This window comes from Paenibacillus sp. RU5M (assembly GCF_900221055.1).
In the GTDB taxonomy this organism is placed as follows: domain Bacteria; phylum Bacillota; class Bacilli; order Paenibacillales; family Paenibacillaceae; genus Paenibacillus; species Paenibacillus marchantiae.
The window spans coordinates 646,983-661,746 of sequence record NZ_OBQM01000001.1 but is presented as its reverse complement, the minus strand read 5'-3'; the positions used below and the strand labels follow the sequence as shown (position 1 = coordinate 661,746).

General features: G+C 42.5%; 15 protein-coding genes. 2 read left to right on the top strand and 13 right to left on the bottom strand.

Going from position 1 to position 14,764, the window contains the following annotated elements; genetic code table 11:
* Positions 1-66: 66 nt before the first annotated feature.
* The 6 genes from CRO25_RS03170 to CRO25_RS03145 form a co-directional block, all read right to left on the bottom strand.
* Positions 67-936: a carbohydrate ABC transporter permease gene (locus tag CRO25_RS03170; RefSeq protein WP_024630394.1), complete on the bottom strand. Its 870-nt coding sequence runs from the start codon at positions 934-936 to the stop codon at positions 67-69.
* 12 nt (positions 937-948) lie between these two features.
* Positions 949-1,878, bottom strand: coding sequence for an ABC transporter permease (locus CRO25_RS03165; RefSeq protein WP_371121626.1), 930 nt, complete (start codon positions 1,876-1,878; stop codon positions 949-951).
* 582 nt (positions 1,879-2,460) lie between these two features.
* Positions 2,461-3,267, bottom strand: coding sequence for an HAD family hydrolase (locus CRO25_RS03160; protein ID WP_079693936.1), 807 nt, complete (start codon positions 3,265-3,267; stop codon positions 2,461-2,463).
* Positions 3,268-3,294: 27 nt separating this feature from the next.
* The gene (locus CRO25_RS03155) at positions 3,295-3,807 is read right to left on the bottom strand and encodes a hypothetical protein (protein ID WP_072733301.1); all 513 of its coding nucleotides are present in this window, start codon (positions 3,805-3,807) and stop codon (positions 3,295-3,297) included.
* A gap of 125 nt (positions 3,808-3,932) precedes the next feature.
* Entirely contained in the window at positions 3,933-4,142 is a 210-nt protein-coding gene (locus tag CRO25_RS03150; protein WP_024630398.1) for a DUF896 domain-containing protein, read from the bottom strand.
* A 96-nt stretch (positions 4,143-4,238) separates the two neighbouring features.
* Positions 4,239-4,616: a LysM peptidoglycan-binding domain-containing protein gene (locus tag CRO25_RS03145; RefSeq protein WP_063562863.1), complete on the bottom strand. Its 378-nt coding sequence runs from the start codon at positions 4,614-4,616 to the stop codon at positions 4,239-4,241.
* 302 nt (positions 4,617-4,918) lie between these two features.
* On the opposite strand from CRO25_RS03145, the gene lexA reads away from it, so the two are divergent.
* Positions 4,919-5,545, top strand: coding sequence for a transcriptional repressor LexA (gene lexA / locus CRO25_RS03140; RefSeq protein ID WP_024630400.1), 627 nt, complete (start codon positions 4,919-4,921; stop codon positions 5,543-5,545).
* 112 nt (positions 5,546-5,657) lie between these two features.
* Here the strand turns inward: lexA and CRO25_RS03135 are convergent, their stop codons facing one another.
* A complete protein-coding gene (locus CRO25_RS03135; protein WP_079693938.1) occupies positions 5,658-6,959 on the bottom strand; it encodes an aldehyde dehydrogenase in 1,302 nt (433 codons plus the stop codon).
* Positions 6,960-7,508: 549 nt separating this feature from the next.
* Between CRO25_RS03135 and CRO25_RS03130 the strand changes: the two genes are divergently transcribed.
* Positions 7,509-8,168, top strand: coding sequence for a CatB-related O-acetyltransferase (locus tag CRO25_RS03130; protein ID WP_079693939.1), 660 nt, complete (start codon positions 7,509-7,511; stop codon positions 8,166-8,168).
* A gap of 112 nt (positions 8,169-8,280) precedes the next feature.
* Here the strand turns inward: CRO25_RS03130 and glnA are convergent, their stop codons facing one another.
* The 6 genes from glnA to CRO25_RS03100 all read right to left on the bottom strand — a co-directional run bounded on the left by glnA (position 8,281) and on the right by CRO25_RS03100 (position 14,624).
* Positions 8,281-9,609, bottom strand: a complete 1,329-nt coding sequence (glnA, locus tag CRO25_RS03125; RefSeq protein WP_063562869.1) for a type I glutamate--ammonia ligase — start codon at positions 9,607-9,609, stop codon at positions 8,281-8,283.
* Between the two features lie 129 nt (positions 9,610-9,738).
* On the bottom strand, positions 9,739-10,152 hold the full coding sequence (locus CRO25_RS03120; protein ID WP_063563200.1) for a MerR family transcriptional regulator: 414 nt from the start codon (positions 10,150-10,152) through the stop codon (positions 9,739-9,741).
* 83 nt (positions 10,153-10,235) lie between these two features.
* Positions 10,236-11,489, bottom strand: coding sequence for a methionine gamma-lyase family protein (locus CRO25_RS03115; RefSeq protein ID WP_079693940.1), 1,254 nt, complete (start codon positions 11,487-11,489; stop codon positions 10,236-10,238).
* Positions 11,490-11,573: 84 nt separating this feature from the next.
* Positions 11,574-12,860: a GTPase HflX gene (gene hflX / locus CRO25_RS03110; RefSeq protein WP_024630468.1), complete on the bottom strand. Its 1,287-nt coding sequence runs from the start codon at positions 12,858-12,860 to the stop codon at positions 11,574-11,576.
* A gap of 119 nt (positions 12,861-12,979) precedes the next feature.
* A complete protein-coding gene (locus tag CRO25_RS03105) occupies positions 12,980-13,951 on the bottom strand; it encodes an AAA family ATPase (protein WP_024630469.1) in 972 nt (323 codons plus the stop codon).
* 109 nt (positions 13,952-14,060) lie between these two features.
* Complete coding sequence (locus CRO25_RS03100; protein WP_053780865.1) at positions 14,061-14,624, bottom strand: DUF402 domain-containing protein; 564 nt, start codon at positions 14,622-14,624, stop codon at positions 14,061-14,063.
* Positions 14,625-14,764 lie beyond the last annotated feature (140 nt).

Sequence of the window (14,764 nt, the reverse complement as noted above, 5' to 3'; positions counted from 1 at the left end):
TTTCTCCCCCTGCATGTGGTTTAGATTGGCCTTACAATCAAGATGTTGAACTATATCGGGTTAGGATTACTGTTTAACAGATCCCAACATGATACCGGTTACAAAGTATCTTTGAACAAATGGATAAATCGTTAAAATAGGCAAAATGGTGAGTACCATCGTGACCGATTTGATATTTGCAGAAATTTGAGTCAGATTATCCGCTGAAGCACCAGCCGAAGCACCTCCCGTTGCACCTGCAATCATGTTGCGCAAGTAGATCGTAACGGGAAATAGTTCCTTTTTGTCGAGATACAGGAAGGCAGGAAACCAGGAGTTCCAGTGTCCCACAGCGTAAAACAGAACCATAGTTGCCATGACAGCTTTACTCAACGGTAGAATGATCCGTAACAAAATGCCATACGTATTCAAACCGTCAATGGCTGCCGCTTCCTCAAGCTCCTCAGGCATGTTTTCGAAAAATGATTTCATAATTAACATGTTATAAATGCTGATTGCACCAGGCACAACCAGTGCCCACATCGTGTTATTGAAGCCCAGAGAGTTAATCAGGACATAGTTAGGAATCAAGCCGCCACTGAAAAACATCGTGAACACGGCGAACATCGTCAAAAATTTTCGTCCCATCAATCTTTTCTTGGATAGGGCATAAGCGAAGATGGTCGTCATGAACATGGAAATCAAAGTACCTACAACGGTATATATAATTGTGTTTTTATAGTTGGTCCAGAACATGCTGTCGCGAGAGATGGTCTTGTAGGTTTCTACATTAAATCCTCTTGGGATAATGCTTACCTTGCCTGAATTGATATAAGCCTCGCTACTGAAAGATTGGGCCACGACATTCAGAAACGGATAGAGCGTGATGAATACCACAAGCAGCAAAAAGATAGCATTGAAAACTTTAAATACTTTGTATGATTTTGATTCCAGCATATTGCTCCTCCTTTACCACAAGCTTCGTTGTGTCAGTCTGCGTGAAATGGCATTAACCGAGAATACCAGGATCAGTCCAATAATGGATTCGAACAAACCAATGGCGGTAGCATAGCTGAAATTGCTCGACTGCAAACCTACCCGGTACAGATAAGTAGAAATCACGTCAGATGTCTCGTAGATCAGCGGATTGTAAAGGAGCAAGATTTTCTCAAATCCAACCGCGAGGAAATTACCCATATTCAAAATCAGCAATGTAACGATCGTTGGCAAAATGCCCGGTATGGTTATATGGAGGGTTTGCTTCCAACGGTTCGCACCATCGATCCGTGCAGCCTCATACAAAGAATCATCAATTGTTGTCAATGCAGCTAAATATAGAATGGCTCCCCACCCCATACCTTGCCAAACCTCAGAGGTGATATAGATTGTTCTGAACCATTCCGCACGCTGCATGAAAGGAATGCTATCTCCAGTAAAGAATGAAACCATTCCGTTAATGGAGCCATTAACTGCCGTTAATTGCAGAATCATTCCGGCAACGATGACGATGGACAAGAAGTGCGGAAGATAAGATGCGGTCTGCACAAACTTTTTGAAACGTTTGCTTTTCACCTCATTCAGCAGCAATGCAAAAATAATCGGAACTGGGAAGGTGAAAAGTAACGCAAGTCCACCAAGCATAAGTGTGTTCCCAAATACTTTCCAAAAGGTTGGGTCTTGAATGAACATCTGAAAATACCTGAATCCAACCCATGTCTCTCCAAAAATACTGCCTCCCGGTACAAATCGTCTAAATGCGATTACATTACCGAGCATGGGCCCATATTTGAAAATAATAAGATAGATAATTGGAAGAATTAACAGTGAGTACAGCTGCCAATCTTTGCGAAGCAGAGCTGTAACAGTTCTTAACCTGCTTTCTTTACGTAAAGATGTCATCGTTAGCGTGGTTTTAGCGGTTTCCGACTCCATATGTTATTTCACTCCGATCCTAAGCTTGATAAAATAAAAGCGCTTTCGATCAATTCTTATCATCTCTTCTTTTTGTAGAAGACAAGTAATCAGATGAACTTCACCCCCACCAGTAGAATAAAACAAAACAAATAATGTAAGCGATATCAATTATGGAGATCACTAGAGACACATATTGGTTAAGATGCTTACCCTCATTTTCTTACTAACCACTTCATGTTGTATTTCCAGAACTAAATGGTTACTTCGATTATGTAAAGCGCTTACAAACAATGTGAAAATTATAGCGAATAACTCCCGCTTCCACTTCATTCAAGTAAGTCAACAGATATTCGCTACATTCATTCGCATACTAGTCATACTAGTATGTTAGTTATATTCTAAATCAGCAGTTCTATAATTTCAATAACTTTTAATAAAAAATTTCATCTTTTGTTATTACGGTATAGTTCAAGCTGTCCCAACACAAAAAAAACATTGTTAGGTTTTATGGATAAAATACATCTCATAAAACCTAACAATGTTTGAGTAGTACACTAAAAATACGATTTATGATGCACTCATTGAGAATTCAGCAATGATTCGTTCCAATTCGGATAAATGCTTGATTTGATGGTCAGGCACATACGATTCGCTATTCACTTTATTCTCACGGTTAATCCAAACAGATTGAATACCTGCAGACAATGCTCCACGAATATCAGTCGTAAGCTTATCTCCAACCATCATACTCTCCTCAGGTTGCACTCCCAGCTTACTCAATGCGTGCTCGAAGATCGAAGGATCAGGTTTGCCTTTACCGAACGAACCCGAGATAATAATTTCGTCAAAAAAAGGAGCCAATTCAGGAACGCCATCAAGCTTCTCTTGTTGTAAAGCAGGACATCCGTTGGTTAAAAGCAAAAGCTTGAACTTCCCTTGTAGATGACTCAACGTTTCCATCGTTTCTTCATAGACATGGGGTCTTGATCTCCGCTCCGCCCCAAATTGTATGGCGAGTTGTTCCGCCAGATCTTCACGATCAACACCCAACTTTAACAAGCCACGACGCCATGACTCTTTACGATATGCGGGTGCAAGCTGCTCCAACTGGCGAAACTCCGGCTGATCCCCACCCGTGAAGTTAGCCCAAAGACCTTCAAACGGGTTAATCCCAATCATTTTGGTAAACGAAAAAGTTTCATAAGACTCATACAGATTACGTGCCTCATTACGAACAGCTTCTTCAAGGTCTTCGGGTTTAACGCCCGTCTCTTGAGCTGCGATCAAGCAAGTCTCATGAAAGGCCTCTCGAACACTGCGCTCATCCCACAGTAAAGTATCATCTAGGTCGAACAAAATCGCTTTTAACGCCATTTCGGTCATCTTCCCCTTTATGCAAAATTACTTTTTCTCGTATGTTTCCACGGTGATCTGATGTGCTTTGGCGAATTTCAGAAGACGTTCAGTAATTGCATCAGTATCATAACGATTCAGTAGTTTGGTAAATACCCATCTCTTACCTCGTGCATTATGCTCAATCACAACCGTACCTGGCTCAATTCTGAATTTCACGATATCGTCGACTCCAATTGAACGCTCACGGTTCCCTTTTGTCGTCAAAATCCGGTTACTTCCTATTTTGACATAAGGACGACGGAGCATGAAGATGACTGCCAAAAATACATACAGCAACAAGGTCACCCAGTCCCAAGTGGTCATCGGAGCTTTGACAAGAAATGTACTCATAAAGAGGTACAGGAATGCTAGTCCGATCAGAAAAATAGGAAACAGAAGACTGCGTCCTTTAAATACGTCCTCACCTGGTGTGCCAGAAACCGGTTTACCGCTTTTTTTACGTTGCTGATTCAACTGCTTAGAATTTTTTCGAACCGTTCTCTCGAACGAACGCGACATGAGAATCCCCCTTAGATGTTCTTTGTATCGGCTTACATAACTGCAAACCAACATTTCCCCTATAATTTGCAACCTCTAGATAACAGGAAAAAACCTAAATATCATAATGATATCATTAGGTTTCCTTAATGTTTGAGTTTGCCTTGGTGGCCTTGATCGTTCTCATCATCTACAATTTCAATCGTATCCAGTTGTTGTCTGAAATTGCTTCGAATGTTATTCAAATAGATTTCTCTAAGTTTGGCACGTTCAGCGAGCTCTTCCTCTGTCAATCCAGTGGATTTTTGCTTACGGGCCAATTCATTAATACGTGCTACCAGACTATCTATATCCAAGCTTGTCCCCTCCAAAAATACAAAGTCATATTAACTTTGACATGTTAAGGGCAGCTTGTCAAGCTGACACGCATTAGCGCGTGTGGATATGCAGCTTTAATCTGTGAATTGAGGCAGTATTAAGACTTGCCCCACCTGTATTGAAGTTGAATGAAGTTGATTCACTTTCTTGATTGCTTCTATATATACACGTGTATCCATTGTTTCAGGTTTGTGATCCAATGATATACTCCATAGCGTATCTCCTTGTGAAACTGCCATCTTCCCCCCAGGCAACAGATCGTTCTCATTGCCAGCGAACACAGTCAATACTGTACTACATCCAACCAGTATAATTAAGCTTACGATTATTAATTTCAAGACCCAAGTTGGGACATTACCTTTTGCAAAAACCTTTTTAAAATTCCTTATGTTAGTTTCAACCACTTCTGAATGCACCGGTTCGTAAATACTTTGATAAGTAGAATATCTCATTAAATATCGACCTCCAAACATTTGTTCCCATCTGTTGAAATCAATATAACACGAACACATGTTTTGTACAATAACTTTTTAGAACAATTGTTCGCTTTTTTGTTGATCCTACATTCTATTATCTTTCTTCTATTGTATTGGAATTGTCATTTGCAGTATTTGATTAGACTAAAAGAAAATTTTCATCTTAATTTGCAAAAAAACATTGATTTTATGGCATTTTATTTAGAACTTATGTTTGTACGAACGGAGGTTCTATGTTATAATTTTCCCAAACGTTACTAAAATGGGGTTGATACGGTATGTCGAAGATATCCAGCAGGCAACAGGCTATTCTGGAGTTTATACGCAATGAAGTCCGGTTGAAGGGGTATCCTCCTTCCGTACGCGAAATTGGTGAAGCCGTTGGGTTGGCTTCCAGCTCTACAGTACATGGACATCTGGATCGTTTGGAGAAGAAAGGTCTGATTAGACGTGACCCAACCAAACCAAGAGCCATTGAACTTCTCAGCCAGGAAGAGTCAGAGCATTCACATCAGTTTGCTCACAGCGTTGCTCGCATTCCTGTCGTGGGTAAAGTTACTGCAGGGGTTCCGATCACAGCAACAGAAAATATCGAAGATTACTTCCCTCTTCCTACGCATTATGTAGGCGAACAGAAAGTATTTATGCTTTCGGTCGTGGGAGACAGTATGGTTGAAGCAGGCATTGTTAACGGAGACTATGTTATCGTACGTCAGCAGCAAACTGCAGATAACGGCGATATCGTAGTAGCCATGACTGAAGACGATGAAGCAACGGTTAAAACGTTCTACAAAGAGAAAGATCATATTCGTCTTCAACCGGAAAATTCGACTTTTGAACCGTTGCGTTTGAAACACGTTAGCATCCTGGGCAAAGTCATTGGCCTTTTCCGTGATATTCATTAATATGTATTGAAGTTGTACAGAGCTCTCACAATAAGATACATAAAGAGGTTGTCCCGTTCAACGGGACAACCTCTTTTTTCTTATACAACTTATATTGTTCTACGTTAGTAGATTATTCGCTGCGTTTAAGAATGCTTTTATGATGAGAAAACACATCAAAACTCTGTTGACCATGGTAGGAACCCATTCCACTTTCTCCTACGCCGCCAAACGGAAGATAATGTGATGTCATATGAGACAATGTATCATTAATGCAACCACCACCAAAAGATACTTGATTCAGAACCTGATTCTGCAGATCCTCATCCTGAGTGAAGAGATATAATGCCAGTGGTTTTGGACGACGAACAATCTCATCTAGCATGGGATCGAGGTCGGTATACTTAAATACAGGAAGAATTGGACCAAAGATCTCTTCTTGCATCACTGGGGATTTCCAATCCAATTCCCCGAGAACTGTTGGTTCAATGAGCAGCTGATCACGTTCAGAACGTCCACCGATCATTGCTTTGCCATCTTGGAGTAACACCGATAAACGATCAAAGTTACGTGCGTTGACAATGTGCGGGAAATCAGCATTTCTCATCACATCGTCTCCAAATTTGTCTTGAATTTCTGCACCGATCAATTCCAATAATTTGTCATGTACTTCCTCGTGCACAAGCAAATAGTCTGGAGCGACACAGGTTTGCCCAGCATTCAGGAATTTACCGCGCACAATGCGCTGAGCTGCCAGCTTCAAATCTGCATCCTGGTGGACAATGACCGGACTCTTACCACCTAGTTCTAACGTAACTGGAGTCAAATGCTCAGCAGCTGCCTTCATAACAATGCGGCCAACACCTGTACTGCCTGTAAAGAAAATATAATCAAACTTTTCTTTCAACAATGCCGTACTCGTCTCGACTTCCCCTTCCATAACTGCCAGGTACTCACTAGGAAATATCTCATGAATCAAATCATAAGTCAGACGTGACACGGCTGGGGTTAATTCAGACGGCTTAATAATGGCACAGTTACCCGCAGCAATGGCTCCAATTAGAGGGCCGAAAGCCAGTTGGAACGGATAGTTCCATGGTGCAATAATAAGAGCAACTCCATAAGGTTCAGGATAAATTAAGCTTGTTCCATCAGGTATAGCAGAATTTGTAGGCACAGGTTTTGGTGTAGCCCATTCCTCCAAATGTTCCAATGCAAAATCTAGTTCACCCAACACGATCCGAATCTCAGAGCCATAAGCCTCTGTTTCAGATTTATTTAGATCCGCACGAAGTGCGTCAAGAATACGTTGCTGATATTTCTCAATTCCCTGTCTTAATTGCTGAAGAGCACGAATACGGTACTCAATAGACTTAGTCTGACCTGTATAAAAAAATGTCCGCTGTGCGGCAACCAGTTGCTTCTCTTGTTCCATATTAACATCTCCAATTAATTGTTCAAAATTTAATTTCTAAAAACATAAATGAATTATAACGCAATTATATGAAACTATCAACATATAGATACTGTAAAAATAGAGCAAACAATTAAAACATACTCTCGCTTCAACGATATGATCATAATTTAATTAACCATTCTGGTTCTTATTGACTACATAAAAAGCCTTAACACTAATATGCCAAAACTTATGCTACGAATGCCAGCTTCCTCTTTACATTCTTATTCCAGTCCCCGTTTTAGTCCAACATGATGTATCCATCCTTCCAAATGGTGGGCACGTGTTCTGTCTATATTTTCTCTTCCTGAATTTTTTCTTCATTATATACACTTTGAGGGAGGATACTTACTGACATCTCTTTATCAGAATAGGATTGACAAAAAAAGAGGTCATTGTTATAATCGCCCTCATATCTTAAGGAAGGATGATTCAGATGATTCGTCGTCTAAAAAAACTAAAGAATGTGGCTACCGCATCACGCTTCTAAGTTACTCAGAAATAAAACTTAGAAGCGAGGAAACTAAAATGAATATAAACCAATTTAATCACTGGTCTGAAATTAAGTATTTAAAAGATATTGTAACCAATCCATTAATCGAAGTTGGCGATTACTCCTATTACTCTGGTTATTACGATAACAATTCTTCTTTTGAAGATGGATGCGTGAGATATTTATGGGGAGATGAAAAATCGAGGAGCTTATTCAACCCCATTGAGGAATTTGGATGGCAAATAGATCGATTGATTATTGGTAATTATGTATGTATCGCAGCCGGTGTCGTTATTCTTATGGGAGGAAATAACAATCATCATGCGGAGTGGATCACAGTTTATCCGTTCGCTGATCAAATTAGCCATTCCTTCTCACCCAAGGGAGATACCATTATAGAAAGCGATGCATGGATCGGCATGAATGCAATGATTATGCCTGGTGTCACCATTGGTGAAGGTGCGATTGTTGCAGCAGGCTCAGTTGTAACAAAAGATGTCGCCCCTTACACGATAGTTGGTGGAAATCCTGCAAAAGAGGTAAAGAAGCGTTTCTCAGAAAAAGAAATCATGAAGTTAAAAAAAATGCGCTGGTTTGATTGGAAGAGAGAATCAATTGAAGCAGTCACTCACTTACTTTCTAGTTCTTCTATTGATGAGTTATATGAGTACTATTTATCAGAAATTAAGGACTGAGCTCCTATAGACATAAAGCTAGGTAGAATAATATTCTACCTAGCTTTTTTTATATCTCCTTGCCCATATAAAGAAAAACCCCTCAGCGCTAGAGCGCCAAGGGATTCAGCTATTAGTACAACGTGATATATTGATCGCGTTCCCATTGGTGGACTTGTGTACGATACATATCCCACTCAATTTCTTTCAGCTCATAGAAGTGAGCCAGGGCGTGGTCGCCAAGAGCATCACAGATGACTTCGCTGCGGATCAATTCGTTCAATGCTTCTTTCAGGTCAGCCGGCAAGCTTGGAATGCCTTCTTCCACGCGCTCTTCTTCTGACATGATGTAGATGTTACGGTCAATCGGAGCTGGCAAGGACAGCTCACGTTTGATTCCATCCAAACCTGCTTTCAGCAAAACAGCCAAGGCAAGGTAAGGGTTCGCAGCCGGATCCGGGTTACGTACTTCAACACGTGTGCTCAGACCACGGGAAGCTGGAATACGGATCATTGGACTACGGTTACTAGCAGACCAAGCTACATAACAAGGTGCTTCGTAACCTGGTACAAGACGTTTGTATGAGTTCACAGTTGGGTTCGTAATTGCTGCAAACGCACGCGCATGCTTCAAAGTTCCAGCCATGAAGTGACGTGCAGTTTTGCTCAGACCCAGCTCGTCCGACTCGTCTACGAATGCGTTCACTTTGCCTTGGAACAAGGATTGGTTACAGTGCATACCGGAACCGTTCATACCAAACAGTGGTTTCGGCATAAAGGTAGCATGTAGACCATGCTGACGTGCAATCGTTTTAACAACGAGTTTGAACGTTTGGATCTGGTCTGCTGCTTTTAGAGCATCAGCATATTTAAAGTCGATCTCATGCTGACCTGGAGCTACCTCATGGTGGGAAGCTTCGATCTCAAAGCCCATTTCTTCAAGTGTGATAACAATGTCACGACGACAGTTTTCACCAAGATCCGTAGGCGCTAGGTCGAAATATCCACCTTGGTCATTCAGTTCGTTAGTCGGGTTTCCTTTTTCGTCTGTTTTGAACAAGAAGAACTCTGGTTCAGGACCGACGTTGAAGGAAGTGAATCCCATTTCTTCGGCTTCTTTCAGGTTTCGTTTCAAGATGCCACGCGGATCTCCTGGAAACGGATTACCATCCGGAAGATATACGTCGCAAATCAGTCGAGCAACACGGTTCTCGGCTACCCAAGGGAAAATCAGCCAAGAATCGAGATCCGGATAGAGGTACATGTCGGACTCTTCAATACGCACATAACCTTCAATGGAAGATCCATCAAACATCATTTTATTGTCCAGAGCCTTAGTAAGCTGGCTCACAGGGATCTCAACGTTTTTGATTGCTCCAAGCAAATCGGTAAATTGCAAACGAATGAATCGTACATTTTCTTCTTTTGAGATACGTAGTATGTCTTCTTTAGTAAAACTCACGATACCCTCTCCCTTTCTTCTCTGCGTATTTGGCTTGCCTGTTATATTTGTACATTAGAATATTGCATGGGTCAAGGAGTCCTCCTACCCAAAAGCAGGATTTCCCCTGACTTACGAGGTTATACGAACTTATTTTTTATTAAAGAAACGGGAAAGCTCTCCCTGGATGAGAGATACTTGTCCAGGTCTCTTACCTGACACCAGTTGTTGTTTAAGCAGACGGTGTAATTGGGAGTCCGATAGTTCTCTACGTTTCACTTCCGTATCAGCTGTAATAACAGTCGCTTCTTCTGACTCTTTAGATACAGGATTCATCACTTGTTTAATGCCTGCGATGTTAACTCCTTTTTCAATCAGAGCCTTGATTTCCAGCAATCGTTCTACGTCATTGAAAGAGAACAAACGCTGATTACCTGACGTTCTCGCAGGAACAATCAAACTGTGCTGCTCATAATAACGAATCTGACGCGCGGACAGATCCGTAAGTTTCATTACAATACCTATCGGGAATAAGGCCATATTTCTGCGAATTTCGTCACCCATCATTCATCAACCTTCCAGTCATCTATTCTTCACTCTATTGTACATTTAGTTATTACTAAGTGTCAATGATGTGTTAGATAAACTCACAATAATTTGCGTTCTTTCATGGTCTGTAATGACATCAAAACGCCATATTTAACATGAGAGTACGTTAAACCGCCCTGCATATAGCCAATAAAAGGCTCACGGATAGGCGCATCTGCAGATAATTCAAGGCTTCCACCCTGTATAAACGTACCTGCCGCCATGATGACAGGGTGCTCGTAACCCGGCATGTCCCAAGGTTCAGGAACTACATGGCTATCTACTGCAGCAGCCCGCTGTATCCCTTGAACAAAGGCAATTAAATGCTCGGCCGAACTGAATTGAACAGCCTGAATCAGATCTGTTCGCATTTCGTTCCATGCCGGTTTGGTTACAAATCCTGATGCAGCAAACATCGCCGCAGCGAATGTGCTCCCTTTAATGGCCTGTCCTACAATTGTCGGAGCCATGTAAAGTCCTTGGTAGATGCCACGAGTTGTTCCCAACATCGCGCCAACCTCACCGCCAATTCCAGGAGCAGTCAAACGATAGGCAGCCAATTGCACGTACTTTTCCTTCCCGCATATGTATCCACCGGTTTCCGCTAGACCTCCACCGGGATTTTTAATCAGTGAACCTGCCATCAGGTCTACCCCGATTTCAGTCGGTTCACGTTCCTCCGTGAATTCACCATAACAGTTATCCACAAATACGATGACATCTTCCTTGATCGCCTTTACACGTGCAACCATATCAGCGATTTCTTCAATACAGAAGGAAGATCTCCAATCATATCCTCTGGAGCGTTGAATACCAATGACTTTTGTCGCTGCATTGATACTTTTCTCTACCGCCGCCCAATCTACTCCGCCATCTTCTAACAGAGCCGTCTCTTGATAGCCAATTCCGAAATCCCGTAATGATCCTGTTCCATCACCAGGCTTGCCAATGACTTTATGCAATGTGTCATAGGGCTTACCCGTAATGTACAACAACTCGTCACCTGGACGAAGTACACCGAACAAAGCTGTAGCAATAGTATGTGTACCTGATGCAAAATGGGGACGCACCAATGCCGCCTCTGCACCAAACACATCGGCATACACTTCATCAAGCACCTCACGCCCGCGATCGTTATAAGCGTACCCCGTTGAACCCGCAAAGTGAAAATCACTGACTTTTCTACGCTGAAAAGCATTGATTACTTTCCATTGGTTATGATCGGTGATCCGGTCAATCTGTTGCAATTGCCCCTCAATCTGACGTTCAACCTGTCGTTGAAGTTCAATAATCTCTGAATCAAAGCTTGCCATCTTGCTTCATTCCCCTTCATAGCACGAATCTGACGTCAAACATCAATTATCGTGTCAACTTATCATACAAATATGTCATCGATGTTACAGTTGTATGAAATCTTCAAGTAAATAACCGAATTTCTCATATTCGCCTTTTTGCAGTTCCACTTCATAAATTACATCATTATCTTCAAATGTGGTCTCAACAACATCGCCTATTTTGTAAAGTACAGATGTAAGATCCCCACGCTCAGCCGGAATACGGAACCGTTTGGTAGCGCCAGTCAATTCAGCCTGGATAAGCTCACGAATTTTCAGCAAGTCATCTGCATCTAGAGCGCTCACTTTGATATGTTCTTTATCCAAAGGAAGCATCTCAAGCTGCTCCGGTGTACAAGCATCCTTTTTGTTATACAATACCAATTGAGGCTTGTCCCCTGAACCCAGTTGCTGCAAAATCGTGTGTACAGTTCTCATCTGGTCTTCACGCATTGCAGATGATGCATCGACCACATGTAATATAAGGTCCGCTTCATTCACTTCCTCCAGCGTTGCCCGGAAAGCCGCAATCAGATCATGAGGAAGGTTTTGTATAAACCCAACCGTATCTGTGAGTACGATTTCTTTACCACTTGGCAGTTCCATCGTCCGTGAGGTTGGATCCAGTGTGGCAAACAGCTGGTCTTGAATATACACATCTGCGGCCGTTAATTGTTTAAGCAAGGTGGATTTACCCGCATTCGTATAACCTACAAGGGCTACCTGAACGATCCCCGTCTTCTTGCGACGTTCCCGGTGCAGCTTGCGATGACGTGTCACTTCTTCCAAATGACGCTTCAAGTCATCTATGCGGCCACGAATATGTCGACGATCCGTCTCCAGTTTACTTTCACCTGGACCCCGCGTTCCAATTCCGCCACCAAGTCTGGACAAATTCTTTCCGTGACCCGACAAACGTGGTAACAAATAGCTCAACTGAGCCAACTCAACCTGGATAATACCTTCTCTTGTGTTGGCGCGCTGCGCAAAGATATCCAAAATCAGCTGGGTGCGGTCAATAATTTTGAGATCCAACGCTTCTTCCAGGTTACGAACTTGAGCACCGGACAGCTCCTGGTCAAAAATAGCTGTTGTTGCTCCCATTTCCTCAGCCACTGCACGAAGTTCTTCCACTTTCCCCTTACCAATGAACCATTTGGTGTCCCGGGTTTTCAGGTTCTGTGACAATACACTCAGCACTTCCACGCCTGCCGTCTCGGCCAGTTTTACCAACTCCTCAAGGGAGTACTCCGGGTTAATACCCGAACGTTTGACCTCATCGGTAACCAGACTCACCAACACGGCGCGATCCTTCTTCACCATATCTGTATCATGTGTTCCATTTGTCATCGTGTATATTCACTCCTTCTATTACGTTTCCGCATATATTCTGTGCCACCATGGTTCCATGGCATGCTTTAAGCCGAACCGGTTAACCCGGCCGGCTGCGTTAAAAATTATATTATCGCTTACTTTTGCTCAAACTTCAAATCCTCTGTGCGGATGGTCATCAGCTCTAGTTTTCCCGGATTTCCCTGGGTATACTGTTCCAATAGTCGAACTGCCTGATGGCGAATCGATCGTTCAATGGCATTTCGGACATATCGGGCATTGCTGAACGCATGAAGAGATTCATTTTTTTCCTGAAGCAGATGCTGCTTTAGTTTGAGTATGGTCTGTGGCATGAGAATATAGTCACGTTCCTTAGCCATAATCTCGGAGATTTGAATCAATTGATCAATGCTATAGTCCGGAAATTCAACCTGGATCGGAAAACGGGAAGGTAATCCGGGATTCGTCTGCAGAAAAAAATCAATCTCTTCCGAGTATCCCGCCAAGATGAGGATAAATTGATTCTTATTATCTTCCATTGACTTCACAAGTGTGTCGATAGCTTCCTTCCCAAAATCCTTCTCGCCCCCGCGAGCCAGACTGTACGCCTCATCAATAAATAAGATTCCACCCAATGCCTTTTTGACCAAATCCCTCGTTTTTTGTGCCGTATGCCCGATGTATTCCCCGACCAAGTCTGCACGTTCCACTTCAATCAAATGACCCTTACTCAATACACCCATCTTCTGAAACAGCTTCGCAACGATTCGTGCTACCGTTGTTTTTCCCGTTCCCGGATTGCCTTTGAAAATCATATGATACACGTGCGCCCCACTTATCAGTCCAGCTTCGGTACGCATTTGGGCAATCTGTAAGAAAGCATAGATTTCAAATACTAAATCCTTGATATTTTCGAGTCCAACCAGCTGCTCCAATTCACCTTGAATCTCCTGAAAATGCGCATGTTTGGCTAATCCTTTTGCCGCTTGTATTGCCGTCTCTTCTTCTTTGACCAGCATCTGAGGTTCCTGGTTACGCAAAACAACATTAATTTGTCTGGATGGTCTGCCTCCCGGTTGTCCTCCTGCAGCCATGACCCGTCCGTTCATTCGCCATCACCTCTATTTTATCGGGCTGAACTCTCCTGATTATTAATGTATTCTATCAGGTGCTCTAATATTAGAAGGATGGCGAAGAATTCTGCGACTTTTCCATGACTTAAATCTGAATATTTTTTCTGAACTCCCCATTCTCAAACAAGGATTGTCTATGCTTCAAAGACAGTTGGAAATAAGGAAACACATGAGCATCAATGGCATGCAACAATTCCTTGGCTGTCCGGTTAGCCAGATCATAATCCCCCGTCGTAATGTGCTTACGTGAAAGAGCATCTTCAAGTTCATCCTCGTCCAGCAAAAATATTTCTCCATCCTTCAGGACAACGACATCCAGATACAGATCATCAAACCACGGAACACCCTGATCGGTTATGCCCTGGCTGCGGCATGTATCAATGTACCATTCAACGATCCGCTCCTGATCGTCAAACATGGCCGTAACCACAAAATGCTCGCCCTTCGGATAATACTGCAACCAGGAATAACCTTTATCCGCAATGCAAAATGTACTTCCTCCATAGGTTTTCCACAAAGGCTCTTTCAAATCTTGTATCGTATACAACGTAATGTAACCCGTAAAAATTTTGGATTGAACGAACCGGCATGTAAATTGTCGGTTCGTAATCCGGCGCCAGTTCGCGCGGTCCCCGAATTTCCGTTTCATACGAACCCCTCTTTGCCGACCACAGGTCCGTGACCTGCTGATATTGGTGAACAGCGAATAACGTCCGCATTACCGATTCCACAAGTGCCTGAATCCGCTTTGCACAACGTATTACGAATAGTTACAGCTTACCATATTTA

Coding starts and splice junctions, on each gene's coding strand:
- CRO25_RS03115 (WP_079693940.1), bottom strand. CDS start 11,489: ATGGCAAGCTTTGATTCAGAGATTATTGAACTTCAACGACAGGTTGAA.
- hflX (WP_024630468.1), bottom strand. CDS start 12,860: ATGACAAATGGAACACATGATACAGATATGGTGAAGAAGGATCGCGCC.
- CRO25_RS03145 (WP_063562863.1), bottom strand. CDS start 4,616: ATGAGATATTCTACTTATCAAAGTATTTACGAACCGGTGCATTCAGAA.
- CRO25_RS03120 (WP_063563200.1), bottom strand. CDS start 10,152: ATGGGTGACGAAATTCGCAGAAATATGGCCTTATTCCCGATAGGTATT.
- CRO25_RS03155 (WP_072733301.1), bottom strand. CDS start 3,807: ATGTCGCGTTCGTTCGAGAGAACGGTTCGAAAAAATTCTAAGCAGTTG.
- CRO25_RS03105 (WP_024630469.1), bottom strand. CDS start 13,951: ATGAACGGACGGGTCATGGCTGCAGGAGGACAACCGGGAGGCAGACCA.
- CRO25_RS03160 (WP_079693936.1), bottom strand. CDS start 3,267: ATGGCGTTAAAAGCGATTTTGTTCGACCTAGATGATACTTTACTGTGG.
- CRO25_RS03165 (WP_371121626.1), bottom strand. CDS start 1,878: ATGACATCTTTACGTAAAGAAAGCAGGTTAAGAACTGTTACAGCTCTG.
- CRO25_RS03100 (WP_053780865.1), bottom strand. CDS start 14,624: ATGAAACGGAAATTCGGGGACCGCGCGAACTGGCGCCGGATTACGAAC.
- lexA (WP_024630400.1), top strand. CDS start 4,919: ATGTCGAAGATATCCAGCAGGCAACAGGCTATTCTGGAGTTTATACGC.
- CRO25_RS03135 (WP_079693938.1), bottom strand. CDS start 6,959: ATGGAACAAGAGAAGCAACTGGTTGCCGCACAGCGGACATTTTTTTAT.
- CRO25_RS03170 (WP_024630394.1), bottom strand. CDS start 936: ATGCTGGAATCAAAATCATACAAAGTATTTAAAGTTTTCAATGCTATC.
- CRO25_RS03130 (WP_079693939.1), top strand. CDS start 7,509: ATGAATATAAACCAATTTAATCACTGGTCTGAAATTAAGTATTTAAAA.